This window comes from Arthrobacter sp. Y81, assembly GCF_002929335.1.
Taxonomy (GTDB): Bacteria; Actinomycetota; Actinomycetes; order Actinomycetales; family Micrococcaceae; genus Arthrobacter.
In genome coordinates, this window is sequence record NZ_PJIL01000001.1 from 226,173 (window position 1) to 242,806 (window position 16,634).

Genomic DNA, 16,634 nt, shown 5'->3' on the forward strand with positions numbered 1-16,634 from the left:
ACTAGAATCACTAGGGTGACTTACCAAGCAGCAGCCGGCGACGTCAGGCCCGTCCCGGACTCCGCGTCTGGCCCCGCCAACGAACGCTCAGCAGTAATCGACCTGGACGCTATCCGGCACAACGTCCGCCACGTGGCGGCGGTGGCGTCGCCGGCCAAGGTCATGGCCGTGGTGAAGGCGGATGCCTACGGGCACGGTGCCGTTCCCGTGGCCCGGGCAGCCCTCGAGGCAGGCGCCCGCTGGCTTGGTGTTGCGCATATTTCCGAGGCGCTGGCCCTGCGGGCTGCGGGCATCGAGGCCCCCCTGCTGGCCTGGCTGCACACCCCGGAGAGCAACTTCAGTGCCGCTGTTGCCGCCGGAATCGACATCGGCTGCTCCGGCTGGGAACTGGACAAGATCGTCCTGGCGGCCCGGGAGCAGGAGCGCCCCGCGCGCGTCCACCTGAAAGTGGACACCGGCCTGGGCCGCAACGGCGCAACGCTGGAGGCGTGGGACAGCCTGGTGGGCGAAGCAATGGAGTACCAGGACGAGGGCCTGCTCCGTGTGGTGGGAATCTTCTCCCATCTTGCCGTGGCGGACGAACCGCACCGCCCGGAAACGGACGAGCAGCTGAAGGCCTTCCGCGAAGTCCTGGCAATCGCCGAGGACGCCGGGGTGGACCCCGAAGTCCGGCACCTGGCCAACACCCCCGCCACGCTTTCCCGCCCGGACACGCACTTCGACCTGGTCCGCGTGGGCCTCGGGATCTACGGTCTCTCACCCTTTGAGGGCCAGACCCCGGCCGAGCTGGGACTCCGCCCTGCGATGACCGTCCGCACCAAGGTGTCGCACTGCAAGGACGTCCCGGCCGGCCAGGGTGTCTCCTACGGACTCAATTACCACACCGCAGGCGCCAGCACCCTGGGGCTGATCCCGATGGGCTACGCCGACGGCGTGCCGCGGGTAGCCACGGGCGGTCCCGTCCGTGTGGAGGGCCGCAACTACCCGGTGGTGGGCAGGATCGCCATGGACCAGATGGTGATCGACCTCGGACCCCGCGGTGTGGCGTCCGGCGGAGCCAGCGTGTTGGGAGCCGAAGCGGTCCTGTTCGGCGACGGCGCCGACGGCGGGCCGACGGCGGATGACTGGGCCCGCGCTGCCGGCACCATCAACTACGAGATTGTGACCCGGATCAGCCCGCGTGTTCCGCGGCACTACATCAACGAGGGCCAGGCTGAGGGGCAGGGCGGGGCCGGATGAGCGATCCGCAGTGGGAACTGTCCCTGGCAGTACAGAGCGCCGAGGAAACCCATGCCCTCGCGGCGGCCCTCGGCTCCGTCCTCGAGGCGGGCGACCTGGTCATCCTGACGGGCGAGCTCGGTGCCGGCAAGACCACCTTCACCCAGGGCCTCGGCGAAGGCCTGGGCGTGCGGTCCGGCATCATTTCCCCCACGTTTGTCTTGGTCCGCATCCATCCCAGCCTTCCGGACGGGCCGCGCCCCGGGGGACCCGATCTGGTGCACGTGGACGCCTACCGGCTGGAGTCCGCGGCGGAAATCGATGACATCGACCTGGAAAACACCATGGACAGCACCGTAACGGTGGTGGAGTGGGGCCGGGGCCGGGTGGAACACCTCAGTGACAGCCTGCTCGACGTCGAACTGCACCGGCCGCTGGGCGGCGCCGCCCTACCCGGTACCTCCACCCCGGACGGCGCGGACGGCGCGGACGGTGTTCTGGACTTCGACACGGACGACGACGACGAGCCCCGCACCATCGTGATCCGCGGCTTCGGCCCGCGCTGGGCTGAGCAGCCCCTGCTGCCTGCCGCCTTGAAAGGGAGCCCCTGATGCTCATCCTTGCCATCGACACTTCAGCCGTGGCCAGCGCGGCGCTGGTTTCGGACGATGCGCCCGAAGGAGTGCTGGCGAGTTTCTCCACCGAGGACACCCGCAGCCACGCCGAAGTGCTGGCCCCCGGCATCGACGCACTCCTGGCCGACGCGGGGATCACGGGCTCGGACATCGACGCGATCGTGACCGGCGTGGGCCCGGGGCCGTTCACGGGACTGCGGTCCGGGATCGCCACCGCACGGACCCTGGCCTACGTGTGGGGCAAACCCCTGTACGGCATGATGAGCCTGGACGCCATGGCACTGGAAGTGGCGGAATCCACGTCCGCCGTGCCGGAATTCCTGGTGGCCACCGACGCCCGGCGCAAAGAGGTGTACTGGGCCCGCTACTCCCTCGCTGACGGCCAGCTGCCCCGCCTGGTGGACGGACCGCACGTGGGGTTCGCGGCCGACCTGCCCGACCTCCCGGCTTACGGCGCCGGCGCGGGCATCTACGAAGACGTCCTCCGCGCCGATCCGGATTTCAGTTCCGAACAGCCCGATGCGCTCTACCTGGGGCAGTTCGCCCTGGCCAGGCTCGCCGCGGGGGAGCAGCTGCTGGACTCCACGCCGCTGTACCTCCGCGAGTCCGACGCCCAGGTGCCCGGACCCCGGAAGCGTGCACTGTGAACGGCATCGCTGGCGGCGCAGCCGGCACCGCCCCGGCCGGTGTGACGCTGCGCGCCATGAACGGGGCAGACATCCCCGCCGTGCACATGCTCGAACGCAGGCTGTTCCCCGTGGATGCGTGGCCGCTCCAGATGTTCCATGACGAATTGGCACAGGCCCAGACCCGCCATTACCTCGTGGCCGAAATTGCCGGCGAGATTGTGGGCTATGCCGGGCTGATGTGCATCGAGCCGATTGCGGACGTGCAGACCATCGCGGTGGTACCCGAATGCGAGGGCAAGGGTATCGGCTCGGCCCTGCTGACCGAGCTCATTGCGGAAAGCGCGCGGCGCAGCGCGGCGGACGTGCTGCTGGAAGTCCGGGCGGACAATCCCCGCGCCCAGGGCCTTTACCGGCGCTTCGGCTTCGAACAGATCCACGTCCGGCCGAGGTACTACCGGGACGGCGTTGATGCCCTGATCATGCGGCTCCAGCTGCAGGACTCCAGCCCTGTGTCCGGCCTGGCATCCGGACAGGGGAGCACACAGGCGGCCACAGACCACTTGCCGGCAACGAAGGCAGACACACCATGAACCGAACGCAGCCCCTTGTCCTGGGGATCGAGTCCTCCTGCGATGAAACGGGTGTGGGTATCGTTCGCGGAACCGCCCTGCTCAGCAACACCGTCTCGTCCTCCATGGATGAGCATGTACGGTTTGGCGGCGTCATCCCCGAGATCGCGTCCCGTGCGCACCTGGACGCCTTCGTGCCCACGCTGCAGGAGGCCCTGGCAGACGCCGGGGTAACCCTCGACGACGTCGACGCGATCGCCGTCACCTCCGGGCCGGGGCTGGCCGGGGCGCTGATGGTGGGCGTGTGCGCCGCCAAGGCGCTCGCCGTGGCCACGGGCAAGCCCCTGTATGCCATCAACCACCTGGTGGCGCACGTCGGTGTTGGACTGCTGCAGCCGGACGACGGCGGCCCGCGCCCGTTTACCGGTTCGTCGCCGGAGAACGCGTCGCCGGCCAACCCGCTGCCGGAGAACCTGGGCGCCCTGCTGGTCTCCGGCGGGCACACCGAAATCCTCCGGATCAGGAGCATCACGGACGACGTCGAGCTGCTGGGGTCCACGATTGACGACGCTGCCGGGGAAGCCTACGACAAGGTCGCACGCCTCCTGGGGCTCGGCTATCCGGGCGGACCGGCCATCGACAAACTCGCCCGGACCGGCAACGCGAAAGCCATCCGGTTCCCGCGCGGACTCACGCAGCCCAAGTACATGGGCACCGCGGAGGAACCCGGCCCCCACCGCTACGACTGGTCCTTCAGCGGACTGAAGACCGCCGTCGCCCGCTGCGTGGAACAGTTCGAAGCCCGCGGGGAAGAGGTGCCGGTCGCGGACATCGCGGCCGCCTTCCAGGAGGCAGTGGTGGACGTCATCACGTCCAAGGCTGTGCTCGCCTGCAAGGAAAACGGCATCACCGAACTCCTGTTGGGTGGCGGCGTCGCGGCGAATTCGCGGCTGCGCCAGCTCACCGAACAGCGGTGCAGCGCGGCCGGGATCCGGCTGACCGTTCCGCCGCTCGAGCTGTGCACTGACAACGGTGCCATGGTGGCCGCCCTGGGGGCCCAGCTGGTCATGGCGGGTATCGACCCCAGCGGGATCGGCTTCGCCCCGGATTCGTCCATGCCGGTCACCACGGTTTCGGCGTAGCCCCGGGCAAGGCCGGAGCGCGGCACTGCTTCGCGGCGCCGCCTCAGGGTCGAATGGAGGCGCTGCGCCTCAGGCGGTGGGGCCGTTCCGCATCTGCCTGACGAGGTCGAGCACCACGGCCTGGAGGTTGCCGCCGTGCTCCGCGGCCACCCGGCGCTGCCGCTGGTAGCCGGCTCCACGGCTGATGATCTTTTCCACGTCGGCGAGCTCGTCCGAGCAGCCGAGTTTCGCGGCCACGGGTTCGAGCCGGTTCAGGGTTTCAAGCAGGTGCTCGGTGACCAGCTTCTCGTTGCCCTGGGCATCGAGGATGATGATCGCCTCGAGGCCGTACCGGGCCGCGCGCCATTTGTTCTCCTGGACATGCCAGGGCGGCATGGTGGGAATCGTGCCGCCGTTATCCAGCGTGGTGGAGAATTCGTCCACCAGGCACTGGGTCAGGGCTGCGATGGCGCCGACCTCCTCCAGGGTGGCCAGGCCGTCGCAAATGCGCATCTCGATGGTGCCGAGGTTGGGGACCGGGCGGATGTCCCAGCGGATCTCGGAGATAGTGTCGATCACTCCGGTAGTGAACATGTCCTCGACGTAGGACTCGTACTCCGCCCAGGTGGAGAACTGGAATGGCAGGCCGGCAGTGGGAAGCTGCTGGAACATCAGGGCACGGTGGGACGCATAGCCGGTGTCCTCGCCGCCCCAGAACGGGCTGGACGCGGACAGCGCCTGGAAGTGCGGGAAGTAGTTCACCAAACCGTCCAGCACCGGCAGGACCTTGTCCCGGCTGTCCAGGCCCACGTGCACGTGGACTCCGTAAATCACCATCTGGCGGCCCCACCACTGGGTGCGGTCGATCAGCTTGGCGTAGCGGGCCTTGTCCGTCACCGGCTGCAGCTGGGGAGGGCTGAAAGGGTGGCTTCCGGCGCAGAAGACTTCGACGCCCATGGGGTCGGTGACTTCCCGGACTGCCGCCAGGGAACTGCTGAGGTCGGCTTTGGCCTGGGCCACTGTTTCGCAGATGCCGGTGACGAGTTCCACGGTGTTCAGCAGGAGCTCCTGCTTGATGTGGGGGTGTTCGTCATCCTCGTTAAGCTCGGGATGATTGGCCGCCACACCGCGGAGCACCTCATTGGCCACCGAGGCCAGTTCGCCCGTCTGCGCGTTGACCAGGGCCAGCTCCCATTCCACACCAAGAGTTGATTGCCTGGATGAAGCGAAATCAATCTTCATGTGGTCCCTTCACTGTTCCGCCGTCACCTGCCGAAGCCGCCTGCGGGCGGGCAACGGGTGGTTCAAGTCTAGTGCAGGGGTAGCATCGAGGTGATGGCTTGGACTCAGGGACGCAGTGAAAGTGCTCACAGGAACACAGTGGCCAAAACAGCAGCCAAAACAGCAGCCGCCTTCGCGGTGACGGCGGCAGTGCTTGCATCCGTCTCCTGCACCGGCGTGCCCGCTCCGTCCGGGTCCGGAACGTCGCCGGACACTGCGTCGGCAACGCCGTCGGGTAGCGCCACCCGCTCCGGCCCCGCTGATTCGGGCCGCCCGGCAACCCCGAAACCTTCCACGCCCGCCCCGGGGGAGCGGCAACTGGGCTGGGGCCCGCAGCAGAAGGACGAAGACGCGGCGCGCGCAGCCGTCGCGAAAATGAGCGTTGAACAAAAGGCCGGACAGGTGCTGATGCCGTTCTTCGCCGGCACCGACTTCGCAGCCCACGCGGCCACCATGGAACGGCTGCACCTCGGCGGATCAATCGTCATGGGCGATAACGTGCCGCGCGCCGCCGACGGCACCGTGGACACCGCCGCCATGGCGGCTGGACTGGCACGCCTGCAGAAAGCGGCCAAGGCGGACGGACGTACCTGGCCGGCCATCATGGGTGTGGACCAGGAGGGCGGCGTGGTGGCCAGGCTCCGCGCTCCCTTGACGGAATGGCCGGCTCCCATGAGCTACGGCGCCGCAGCCAACCTCGCGCTGGCAACCGATGCCGGCAAGGCGTTGGCTTCCGAGCTGGCCGGGCTGGGATTCAACGCGGACTTCGCGCCTGCCACTGATGTCACCGCCGGGCCGCAGGATCCCACCATCGGCGCCAGGTCAATGTCCGGGAACGCGGACGCGGCGGCCAGCCTGGGCGCTGGCTTTGCCCAGGGGATGCTGTCGGCCGGGCTTCTGCCCTCGGCCAAGCACTTTCCCGGGCACGGTTCCGTAGCCGTCGATTCGCATGAGAGCCTGCCCGTGCAGAAGGCCACGGTGGAGCAACTCCGGGCGAAGGACTGGAAACCGTTCCAGGCCGCGATCGATGCCGGCCTGCCGATGATCATGACAGGCCACATTTCCGTCCCGGCATTGGAGCCGGGAATTCCTGCGTCGCTGTCCAAACCGAGCTACGCGGCCCTGCGCGGCATGGGCTTCAAGGGCGTTGCCGTGACGGACGCGCTCAACATGGGCGCGGTGCAAAAGCAGTTCCCCGATGAATCAGCCGCGCCACGGGCGCTGGCCGCGGGTGCGGACCTGCTGCTGATGCCCGGGGACGTGGCAGCGGCGCACGCGGCAGTGGTCAGTGCCGTCAAATCCGGCACGCTGCCTCTGCCGCGCCTGGAGGAGGCGGCCCAGCGGGTGGTGACGATGATGATGTGGCGCGCCCGGACCCCTGCGCCGCAGGGCGCCGCGCCGGGCAGCGGTTCCGCCCTCTCCCAGCGTGTTTCCGCGGCCGCAGTCACCGTCCTTGCCGGACCGTGCCGGGGTGCGATGGTGCCCGGCAGCGTCCGGCTGGCCGGAGGCAGTGAACAGGACCGGGCCCGTTTTGTCCAGGCCGCGCGTGCGGCCGGTATCACCGTCGGCGCAGGACCGCTTGTGACCTTGATCGGCTACGAAGAGCCGCCGGCCCAAGGCGACGTTGTGGTGGCCCTCGATGCGCCGTGGTCATTGGCGGGCTCGGCAGCACCGGCCAAGGTGGCGCTGTACGGACGCAGCCAGGAAGCCTTCAACGCCCTGGCTGCCGTCCTGGCGGGAAAGGCGACCGCCCCCGGAAAGCTGCCTGTCGCCGTCGGGCCCTTCGCCCCCGGCAGCGGTTGCTGAGCGCCGCCGCCCCTGAGCGCCGCCGCCCGGCTGCGTACTAATCCCGGCTGCGTAATAGTGCCGTCCCGTCCGTCTTAGTTCGCGACCTGCCCCCTCCTTAAGGGGGATCTGCGGCTGCCGGGCGTTTAATGGACCACGTGCCAATTCTGAATAAAGACATGACCCTGTGCATCTCCCTCTCGGCCCGGCCGAGCAACAACGGAACCCGTTTCCACAACCATCTGTATGAGCAGCTGGGCCTGAACTGGATCTACAAGGCCTTCGCGCCCACGGACCTGGCCCAGGCGATCGCCGGCGTCCGGGGACTGGGCATCCGGGGCTGCGCGGTGTCCATGCCGTACAAGGAAGACGTCATTGCGCTGGTTGACGTCATGGACCCCTCGGCCAAGGCCATCGATTCGGTCAACACCATCGTGAACGACGACGGCAAGCTCACGGCCTACAACACTGACTACACGGCGATCGAGCAGCTGCTGCAGCGCAACGCCGTCCCGACGAACTACTCGGTGCTGCTCAAGGGTTCCGGCGGCATGGCCAAAGCCACCGCCGCCGCCCTCCGCGACGCAGGATTCCGGGACGTCACCATCATCGCCCGCAACGAATCATCCGGTAAGCCGCTCGCGGATCTCTACGGGTTCAAGTGGAGCCCCGAGCTTCCCGCGGCGGATGCAGGCGGCACGGCGGACATGATCATCAACGTGACCCCGGTGGGGATGGCGGGCGGCCCGGATGTCGATTCGCTGTCCTTCCCGCCGGCGGCGGTGAACGCCGCGCAGGTGGTGTTCGACGTCGTTGCGCTGCCCGCCGAGACGCCCCTCATCAGGGCAGCCCGTGCTGCCGGCAAGACGGTCATCACCGGCGCGGAAGTAGCCACCATCCAGGCCCTGGAGCAGTTTGTGCTGTACACCGGCGTCCGGCCCACCGACGAGCAGGTCCGGGCGGCAGAAGACTTCATGCGGGCGCAGTAACGGAGAAGGCCAGGCAACGGAGAAGGCCCGGTAACAGGGCAGCGGGCTAGGCGCCGGGCTGTACCGGATCCACCGAGATGGCCACCCGGTCCTCGCCGATCCTGGTGAGGACCAGGGTGGCTGTCTTTTTGCCTTTGGACCCCTTGCCGCCGTTTTTGCCCCCGGCGAGAAGCTGCTTGCGGAGTTCTTCCGGGGTGACCGACGTGCCCCGCTTCTTGATGTCCAGCACGCCGATGTTGTGCTGCTTCACCCAGGCCTTGAGGGCCTTGACGTTGAAGGGCATGACCTCCAGGACCCGGTAGGCCCTGGCAAACGGCGTATCCACGAGTTCGGGCGCGCAGATGTAGGCGATGTGTTCGTCCAGGAGGTGGCCGCCGAGCCGGGCCGCGACGTCCGCCACGAGGCCGGCGCGGATAACGGCGCCGTCAGGTTCGTAGAGGTAGCCCTCCACCGGGCCCACGGGGGCGACGGGGCCGGCGTCGAACTCTTCTGCGCTGGTGATCTCCGCGGCGCCTTGCGGGCCGAGGAGAAGCGCCGCCCGCCGGATGCCCGGCCGGCTGACCGCGTTGAACCACAAAGTCACCTCGGTGACGTCGCCGCCCACGGAAACCCACTGCGCCTCGCAGCCTGCCGGGACGGAATCATGCGGAATGCCCGGTCCCATCTTCACGCCCACTGCCCGTCCCGACCCTGCAAGGGATTCCACGAAAGACAGCGGCGGGGAGAATTCCTCCGGATCCCAGATTCGCCGCGTCCCGGAACTGGAGGTGGTGCGGCGGGCCGGATCCAGCCAGACGCCGTCCACGCCGTCGAGGGGAACGGAGGTGGCATCGGAGTGAACCACGCTGGCGTGCGGGAAGGGAATCAGGTTCATGGTGGCGCAGGCGGCAGTGGTCTCGTCCATTTCCACGGCGGTGACCCGGATGTCCATCGAGGCCAGTGCCATGGAATCGGCACCGAGCCCGCAGCCGAGATCGGCCACATGTTCAATTCCGGCGGTCGCGAACCGTTCCGCGTGCCTGGCCGCGACGTTGAGTCGCGTGGCCTGCTCCAGCCCCGCCTGGGTGAAAATCATCTGGCGGGCAAATTCGCCGAACTTGGCTTCAGCCTTGGTCCGCAGCCGGGACTGGGTGAGGACCGCCGACACCAGGGCGGGGGAGTGGCCGGCCTTCCGGAGTGATTCATTGAGCCGGAACGCATCGTCCTCCCGGTACGGCCCCAGCGAGGCCAGCAGCTCCCAGCCTTCGCTGGTCAGGAGCGGGGCGATCAGGTCCTGCGGTGCGTCAGCCATGTCATCAAGCCTAATCGAGGCGGCGGACACGCACGGTGCGGATAGTGTGGGAAGCATGGAAGACAGTGCAGGGCCGCAGCCGGAGAGTAATGACCACCAACACCAAACGGGCCTTGCGAAGTACGCCAGGCCGGCGCTGATCGCCGGTTCCGCCATCGCCGTAGTCTGCCTGGCGCTCCTGGTGATCATCTTCGTCCTGGATTCCTTCAACGCGACCGTGTACTCGGTGGGCGGCAAGAACATCCAGGACGCCACCGACGAGGCGCGGCAAATCCGCGAGTCGTACACTGCCGTCCGCGCGGGCGGACTGGTGGTCCTGATTGCCTCGGTGGTCACGGCGCTCGCCGCCGCCGTCGTGCTTTACCGGAACCGCAACATTACGGGAGACGACGACACGGACGACGGCGACGACGTCGACTTTGAGGACCTGGCAGGGCGCTAACCGTTCACCGGGGACGAAATTCTGGCACTCGCCTTGACCGAGTGCTAACCACTTACATAGAGTCATCATTAGCACTCTCCCTAGGAGGGTGCTAACACATGGAGAACTGCCAGCCACGCTGCTGCCGGCACCGCGACGACGGTTTGCACGCCGAGGCGCAACAGTTTTCCAGTCCATGAATTTACTGACGTAGAAGGAGAGGTCCGAGTGTCGGTCTCTATTAAGCCTCTTGAGGATCGTATTGTTGTCCGCCCGCTCGAAGCCGAGCAGACCACGGCTTCCGGCCTGGTTATCCCGGACTCCGCGCAGGAGAAGCCGCAGGAAGGCGAAGTTGTCGCAGTAGGCCCCGGCCGCTTCGAGGACGGCAACCGTGTTCCGGTCGACGTAGCCGTCGGCGACGTTGTTATCTACTCCAAGTACGGCGGAACCGAAGTCAAGACCGGCGGCACCGAGTACCTCGTGCTGTCCGCCCGCGACGTTCTGGCGATCGTCGTAAAGTAACTCTTGGACCCCCGCGCCGCCGATCCGTCTGATGCATGTCTGACAGATCAGCTGCGCGGGGTTTCTGTCTTGAAAGGACAAAACCATGGCAAAGCAGCTTGCGTTTAACGACGCTGCCCGCCGGTCGCTTGAAGCCGGCATCGACAAGCTCGCCAACACGGTCAAGGTGACGCTCGGCCCGCGCGGCCGCAACGTCGTGCTGGACAAGAAGTGGGGCGCTCCCACCATCACGAACGACGGCGTGACCATCGCCCGTGAAGTCGAACTGGATGACCCGTTCGAAAACCTTGGCGCACAGCTGGCCAAGGAAGTCGCCACCAAGACCAACGATGTTGCCGGTGACGGCACCACCACGGCCACCGTCCTGGCACAGGCACTGGTCAAGGAAGGCCTGCGCAACGTTGCGGCTGGCGCCGCTCCGGGCCAGATCAAGCGCGGCATCGAGGTTTCAGTGGAAGCCGTTGCTGCCCGCCTGCTCGAGAACGCTCGCCCGGTCGAAGGCACCCAGGTTGCCAACGTCGCCGCCATTTCGGCACAGAGCGACGAGATCGGCGAGCTCCTGGCCGAGGCTTTCGGCAAGGTCGGCAAGGATGGTGTGATCACCATCGAGGAGTCCTCCACCACGCAGACCGAACTGGTCCTCACCGAGGGCATGCAGTTCGACAAGGGCTACCTGTCCCCGTACTTCGTCACCGACGCGGAACGCCAGGAAGCTGTCCTTGAAGACGCCCTCATCCTGATCAACCAGGGCAAGATCTCCTCGGTGCAGGACTTCCTGCCGCTGCTGGAGAAGGCGCTGCAGAGCTCCAAGCCGCTGTTCATCATTGCCGAAGACGTCGACGGCGAGGCACTGTCCACGCTGATCGTCAACCGCATCCGCGGCACCCTGAATGTCGTTGCCGTCAAGGCTCCGGGCTTCGGTGACCGCCGCAAGGCAATGCTGCAGGACATCGCCACCCTCACCGGTGCACAGGTTGTCTCCCCGGAACTGGGCCTCAGCCTGGACTCCGTTGGCCTTGAGGTGCTGGGTACGGCCCGCCGCATCACGGTCACCAAGGACAACACCACCATCGTTGATGGTGCCGGATCGGCAGAGGACGTTGCGGCACGGGTTGCCCAGCTGCGCGCCGAGCTGACCCGCACCGACTCCGACTGGGACAAGGAAAAGCTGCAGGAGCGCCTGGCCAAGCTGGCCGGCGGCATCGGTGTGATCAAGGTCGGCGCAGCCACCGAGGTTGAGCTGAAGGAAAAGAAGCACCGCATCGAGGACGCCGTGTCCTCCACCCGCGCTGCCCTCGAAGAAGGCATCGTTGCCGGTGGCGGTTCCGCCCTCATCCACGCCCTGAAGGCACTGGACGAGGACCCTGCCGTTACGGCGCTCGAAGGCGATGCAGCAGCAGCTGTGGGCATCGTGCGCCGCGCACTGGTCCAGCCTGTGCGCTGGATCGCCCAGAACGCCGGCTTTGACGGCTATGTCGTCGCTGCCAAGGTCGCGGAATCCGCCATCCACCACGGCTTCAACGCCAAGACCGGCGAATACGAAGACCTCATCGCTGCCGGAGTCATCGACCCCGTCAAGGTGACGCGCGCAGCCCTCCGCAACGCCGCCTCCATCGCAGCGCTGGTTCTCACCACCGAGACCCTCGTTGTCGAAAAGCCGGCCGACGAGGACGAGCACGCAGGCCACCAGCACTAGCTAGTAGCCAACTCGGCAAAAGCCGGTCCGGCCTCCGCCGGGCCGGCTTTTTCGTGCCCTCTTGACCGCTGTTCCCGGCCCCTTTGCAGTAGCTTGTGCCCCCGGCAGGCCCGGCGTACCGTGGCGCTTAGAGATGGGACGCGGACCGCGCCGGCGGGGCCGGCGGATCCGCGGGGAGGCATCATGGCAACATCAGAAGCCGGCCTTGACCGGGGCCGATCCGCCTTCGAAGAGCATCGCTGGACCGAGGCCTTCGAACACTTCCTGGACGCCGACCAGCGGGGAGGGCTACCTGCTCCCGACCTGGAGCGCCTGGCAACAGTGGAAATCCTGACGGGCAAGTCCGCCATGGGAATTGACACCCTCACCCGCGCGCACGAGGAGTACCTCGTCGTCGGCGATGTTGCCAGCGCGGCACGCTGCGCCGGGTGGACCGGCATACATCTCATGAACACGGGTCAGATGGCCCGCAGTTCGGGCTGGTTTGCCCGTGCCGGGCGGCTTGTGGCTGAGCTGGACGAGCCCTGCGCAGTGGAGGGCCTGCTGATGGTTCCCGCGGCACTGGGCATGCTGTACGGCGGCAACCCCGAAGGTGCCCGCGGCCTTTTCGCGGACGCCCTTGCCATCGGGGAAAGGTTCCAGGACAGGGATCTCATCTCACTCTCGCTGCTGGGTACAGGCCAGGCCAGCCTCATGCTCGGCGACACCAACACCGGCCTCGGGCTTTTTGATGAGGTGATGGTTGCGGTAACCGCTGGGGAGCTTTCGCCGGTCCCCTCGGGCATCATCTACTGCGCCGTGATCGGCAACTCTCACTTGGCCTTCGACCTGCGCCGCGCCCTGGAGTGGACAGCGGCGCTGGACCGTTGGTGCGGCGGACGGCCGGACATGGTCCTGTACAGCGGCCAGTGCCAGGCACACCGTGCCGAACTGTACCGGCTGCATGGGGCCTGGGATGACGCCATCAGCGCCGCTAAGAACGCGCAGGGCCTGTCCGCCGCCGGGGACTACCAGGCCCTCTACGGCGGCTACTACCAACAGGGCGAAGTGGAACGGCTGAGGGGTGAGTTCGCAGCGGCCGAGGAATGCTTCCGGCAGGCCGCGCGCAGCGGTTATGAGCCCCAGCCGGGACTCGCGCTGCTGAAGCTGGCCCGTGGAGACACCCCCGCCGCGCAGACCCTCATCCGCAGGGCAGCCGACGCCGCCGACCTCGCCACGCGCCGCCACCTGTTGCCGGCGCTCGTCGAAATCGAGCTTGCCGCGGGCGACGCGGCCGCTGCCCGGAGGTCCGCCGACGAACTGGCCTCTGTGGCGCAGGACTCCGCGATGCCCATGCTGCAGGCTGCCTCGTGCCAGGCCGGCGGCGCCGTCCTCCTTGCCGAAGGAGAACCCGCCCGGGCCCAGCCGGTCCTGCGGCGGGCGTGGACGCTCTGGCGGGAACTGGATGTTCCGTTCGAGGCAGCACGCTGCCGCACCCTCGTGGGCCTGGCGTGCCGCGCATCAGGCGACGACGATTCGGCGGAGATGGACTTCGAGGCGGCCCATGCCGAGTTCCTTGCCCTCGGCGCAGCCCCGGCGTCTGCCTGGGCCGCCTCGCTCCAGCAGGCGCGGGCGCAGGACAAGCACGCCGGACCCCTCACGCCGCGGGAGCTCGAAGTCCTCCGGCTCGTTGCGGCCGGAATGGCCAACCGTGTGATCGCCGGCGAGCTCTACCTGAGTGAAAAGACTGTTGCCCGCCACATCAGCAACATCTTCCTCAAACTTGGGCTGCAGTCCAGGGTTGCCGCCACCAGGTACGCCTACGACCACGGGCTCACGGGGTGAGCCGCGGGCTGCATACAACTACCCAGCCGGACCCGGGCAAGATGCATAATTCTGCCGACGCGGAGCGCGGGGACGCGGACCTACTGTCGAACTATGAACCTTCCCGTCCTGGCCGGCACGTTCTCGACCGTGCTGTTCGCCCTTGGAATGTTGCCGATGCTCCTCAAGGCGGCGCGGACCAAGGACCTGGCGTCGTACAGCCTCAGCAACCTGGTCCTGAGCAATGTGGCCAACGCTGTCCATTCTGTCTACGTGTTCCACCTGCCGGCCGGGCCGATCTGGCTGCTCCACGCGGTATACGTAGTGGCATCCGCACTGATGCTCGTGTGGTGGCTGCGCTACAGGAACGAGCGGCCCGGTCCTGGTGGCGGGCGGCCGGGAATCGGCGGGGCGCCCGGCAACTGACGGGACGGTTCATCGAATGAATCCGCAGCGCCTGAACAGGAGGCACCACAATGAACAACAGGAACGACGACGGCGGGGCACGCGAGGTACTCGACACCCTCGTCATCGGAGGGGGACAGGCCGGCCTTGCCATGGGGCACTACCTCAAGCGCCAGGACCGGAGATTCCTGATCCTGGACGCGAATCCGCGCATAGGCGACGCCTGGCGGCAGCGCTGGGACACCCTGAGGCTGTTCACACCGGCGAAGTACGACGGCCTGCCCGGTTTGCCGTTTCCGGGCGACCGGCTGTCCTTCCCAACCAAGGACGAGCTCGCGGACTACCTTGAAGCCTACGCCGCCACTTTTGACCTCCCGGTCCGTAGCGGCATCCGGGTCGAGAGGCTCTGGCGCGAACAGGGACGGTACGTGGCGGCCTCGGACGGCCGCCGGTGGGAAGCCAGCAACGTCGTTGTGGCCACCGGCTGCACCCAGGCGCCAAGGCTGCCGGACTTTGCGGCAGAGCTTGCGCCGTCCATAAATCAACTGCACTCCAGCGAATACCGGAACCCGGGCCAGCTCCAGGACGGCCGTGTCCTCATTGTGGGGCTGGGAAACTCGGGAGCGGAAATTGCCCTTGAAGTCAGCCGGACGCACCCCACGGTGATCGCGGGCAAGCCGGGCGGCGAGCTGCCGGTGCGGCACGGACGGGCCGCGGCGCGCTTCGCCCTCCCCGTGGTGCGTTTCCTCGGGCTCCATGTGCTCACCCTTGACACTCCGATTGGCCGTAAGGCTGCACCGCACAAGCTGTCCCATGCCGACCCCCTGATCAGGACCAAGAGCAAAGACCTGGCTGCTGCCGGCGTCGAGTTCGTCCCGAGGGTCACCGGTGTGAAGGACGGACAGCCCGTTGTGGCAGGCAGCCCCCTTGATGATGTGTCCAACGTGATCTGGTGCACCGGTTATCGTGAGTCGTTCGACTGGATCGAACCGCGGGTGTTCGACGGCGGCGGGCGGCCCAGGCAGCACCGCGGCGTGGCGACCGACGTGCCCGGGCTGTTCTTCCTGGGCGAGGAATTCATGTACGCCGCGGCTTCGGCTACCCTCCCCGGTTCATGCCGGGACGCCCGATACCTGGCCGGGAAGATCCCGGCCGCCGGCTAGCCCCGGGCACGCAGCGCCTGGTTCCTCAGCCGCCGGGCCATGTTCTCGGGCAGCCGCCTGGTGATCATGCGATAGAAAACCAGGACGGCCAGAGCCGAAGCCACGATTCCCACGAGGTTCAGCAGCAGCTGAACCGCCGATCCTGCCGCTTTCTGGTATTCGCCCAGGACGAGCGCAACTGCCACGAAGCCTGCAGCGGGAACGGTGGTCACGGAAATGAAGACCCCGATCAGGGCGGCCGAGCGGCGGCTGATCAGCGAGAGCATCCCGGCGGCGCCGGCCAGTACGGCAACGATCAGCGAGTAGGGGCCGGGATGGTAGATGAACTCGACGGCGGACCCGGTGTCGAGGGCATTGGCGGGAAAGAGCCCCAGCGGCACCGAAAGCCAGGCGCTGAGGGCAGCCAGGAGCATGGCTACCGGGAAGCCGACGCCCAACGCCAGGGCGGCACTCCGACCCAGCTTCCATTTGCGCTGGGCCAGCGCGACGGCCAGGGCTGCGAGCGGCCCGAACTCCGGCCCGACCGCCATGGCCCCGACAATGGCGATGGTCGAATTTGTGACGATGCCGATGGCGGCCAGCTGGGTTGCCAGGACAAGGAACGCCAAGTAGCTCCACGTGAGGCGCGCATCCTCGCCCGTCTGGCGGGTCACCTCGTCCCAGATCACGGCGTCGGCCCCGTCGCCGGGTGCCGCGGCTTCGGCCTGGTCGGCACGCCGGGAGAGCACCAGCTCCGGCATGGAGATGGAAATGGAACCCATCTCCTGCACCTTCAGGACATGCAGCTTTTCGAGCAGCTCCTCCACCGATTCCCTGGCGACGTGGACCACCACCACATCGCCGGGCGGCCGGATGGACGCACCTTTTTGGACGGCCACTTCCGCCGTCCCGGTTTGTTGTGTGCAGCTTTCCACCACAAGGTCTGAGAGCTCCGCGGGTATGCAGATGCGCACCTGAACGATCACGTTGGCCACTCCTCAGTGTCTGCCGGCTTCACGGTCCGGCCTCGCACCAGCCTAGTTTCCGGACCGGCCGACGGCCGTAGCGCTGCTCTGGAAACTCCCAGCTTGCAGTGACTTAATGGGAGGCGGGGCTCCTTCGCTGCG

General features: G+C 67.5%; 16 protein-coding genes. 13 read left to right on the plus strand and 3 right to left on the minus strand.

Going from position 1 to position 16,634, the window contains the following annotated elements; genetic code table 11:
- The first annotated feature begins 15 nt into the window (after positions 1-15).
- Genes alr through tsaD form a run of 5 tightly spaced genes read left to right on the plus strand, consistent with a single transcriptional unit; the run spans position 16 to position 4,193 of the window.
- Positions 16-1,239, plus strand: a complete 1,224-nt coding sequence (gene alr, locus CXQ91_RS01125) for an alanine racemase (protein WP_104172089.1) — start codon at positions 16-18, stop codon at positions 1,237-1,239.
- Positions 1,236-1,829 (plus strand): tRNA (adenosine(37)-N6)-threonylcarbamoyltransferase complex ATPase subunit type 1 TsaE, encoded by a 594-nt coding sequence (gene tsaE, locus CXQ91_RS01130; protein ID WP_104172090.1) that lies wholly within the window; start codon positions 1,236-1,238, stop codon positions 1,827-1,829. The genes alr and tsaE overlap by 4 nt, the downstream gene beginning before the upstream one ends.
- Positions 1,829-2,500 carry a tRNA (adenosine(37)-N6)-threonylcarbamoyltransferase complex dimerization subunit type 1 TsaB gene (gene tsaB / locus CXQ91_RS01135; protein WP_104172091.1) on the plus strand — a complete coding sequence of 224 codons (672 nt, stop codon included), beginning with the start codon at positions 1,829-1,831 and terminating at the stop codon, positions 2,498-2,500. The genes tsaE and tsaB overlap by 1 nt, the downstream gene beginning before the upstream one ends.
- Before the next feature lie 56 nt (positions 2,501-2,556).
- Positions 2,557-3,072 carry a ribosomal protein S18-alanine N-acetyltransferase gene (gene rimI, locus CXQ91_RS01140; protein ID WP_104172400.1) on the plus strand — a complete coding sequence of 172 codons (516 nt, stop codon included), beginning with the start codon at positions 2,557-2,559 and terminating at the stop codon, positions 3,070-3,072.
- Positions 3,069-4,193 carry a tRNA (adenosine(37)-N6)-threonylcarbamoyltransferase complex transferase subunit TsaD gene (gene tsaD / locus CXQ91_RS01145; protein ID WP_104172092.1) on the plus strand — a complete coding sequence of 375 codons (1,125 nt, stop codon included), beginning with the start codon at positions 3,069-3,071 and terminating at the stop codon, positions 4,191-4,193. Before rimI ends, tsaD begins: the two co-directional genes overlap by 4 nt.
- A gap of 69 nt (positions 4,194-4,262) precedes the next feature.
- Here tsaD and CXQ91_RS01150 read toward each other — a convergent pair whose 3' ends face one another.
- Entirely contained in the window at positions 4,263-5,414 is a 1,152-nt protein-coding gene (locus CXQ91_RS01150; protein ID WP_104172093.1) for a glutamate--cysteine ligase, read from the minus strand.
- A 414-nt stretch (positions 5,415-5,828) separates the two neighbouring features.
- Between CXQ91_RS01150 and CXQ91_RS01155 the strand changes: the two genes are divergently transcribed.
- Both CXQ91_RS01155 and CXQ91_RS01160 read left to right on the plus strand, forming a co-directional pair.
- Positions 5,829-7,259, plus strand: a complete 1,431-nt coding sequence (locus CXQ91_RS01155; protein WP_181038746.1) for a glycoside hydrolase family 3 N-terminal domain-containing protein — start codon at positions 5,829-5,831, stop codon at positions 7,257-7,259.
- A 137-nt stretch (positions 7,260-7,396) separates the two neighbouring features.
- Positions 7,397-8,227: a shikimate 5-dehydrogenase gene (locus tag CXQ91_RS01160; protein WP_258073779.1), complete on the plus strand. Its 831-nt coding sequence runs from the start codon at positions 7,397-7,399 to the stop codon at positions 8,225-8,227.
- A 46-nt stretch (positions 8,228-8,273) separates the two neighbouring features.
- On the opposite strand, the gene CXQ91_RS01165 is transcribed toward CXQ91_RS01160, so the two are convergent.
- Positions 8,274-9,518, minus strand: a complete 1,245-nt coding sequence (locus tag CXQ91_RS01165) for a class I SAM-dependent methyltransferase (RefSeq protein WP_104172095.1) — start codon at positions 9,516-9,518, stop codon at positions 8,274-8,276.
- Between the two features lie 55 nt (positions 9,519-9,573).
- Here CXQ91_RS01165 and CXQ91_RS01170 point away from each other — a divergent pair, with 55 nt between their 5' ends.
- The 6 genes from CXQ91_RS01170 to CXQ91_RS01195 all read left to right on the plus strand — a co-directional run bounded on the left by CXQ91_RS01170 (position 9,574) and on the right by CXQ91_RS01195 (position 15,528).
- Positions 9,574-9,960, plus strand: a complete 387-nt coding sequence (locus CXQ91_RS01170; RefSeq protein ID WP_104172402.1) for a hypothetical protein — start codon at positions 9,574-9,576, stop codon at positions 9,958-9,960.
- Between the two features lie 207 nt (positions 9,961-10,167).
- Positions 10,168-10,461 (plus strand): co-chaperone GroES, encoded by a 294-nt coding sequence (gene groES, locus CXQ91_RS01175; protein WP_003805290.1) that lies wholly within the window; start codon positions 10,168-10,170, stop codon positions 10,459-10,461.
- A gap of 85 nt (positions 10,462-10,546) precedes the next feature.
- A complete protein-coding gene (gene groL, locus CXQ91_RS01180) occupies positions 10,547-12,157 on the plus strand; it encodes a chaperonin GroEL (protein WP_104172096.1) in 1,611 nt (536 codons plus the stop codon).
- Between the two features lie 183 nt (positions 12,158-12,340).
- The gene (locus CXQ91_RS01185) at positions 12,341-13,981 is read left to right on the plus strand and encodes a response regulator transcription factor (protein WP_104172097.1); all 1,641 of its coding nucleotides are present in this window, start codon (positions 12,341-12,343) and stop codon (positions 13,979-13,981) included.
- 93 nt (positions 13,982-14,074) lie between these two features.
- On the plus strand, positions 14,075-14,386 hold the full coding sequence (locus tag CXQ91_RS01190) for a hypothetical protein (RefSeq protein WP_104172098.1): 312 nt from the start codon (positions 14,075-14,077) through the stop codon (positions 14,384-14,386).
- 50 nt (positions 14,387-14,436) lie between these two features.
- Positions 14,437-15,528, plus strand: coding sequence for an NAD(P)/FAD-dependent oxidoreductase (locus CXQ91_RS01195; protein ID WP_104172099.1), 1,092 nt, complete (start codon positions 14,437-14,439; stop codon positions 15,526-15,528).
- On the opposite strand, the gene CXQ91_RS01200 is transcribed toward CXQ91_RS01195, so the two are convergent.
- On the minus strand, positions 15,525-16,493 hold the full coding sequence (locus CXQ91_RS01200) for a DUF389 domain-containing protein (RefSeq protein ID WP_104172403.1): 969 nt from the start codon (positions 16,491-16,493) through the stop codon (positions 15,525-15,527). The genes CXQ91_RS01195 and CXQ91_RS01200 overlap by 4 nt on opposite strands.
- Positions 16,494-16,634 lie beyond the last annotated feature (141 nt).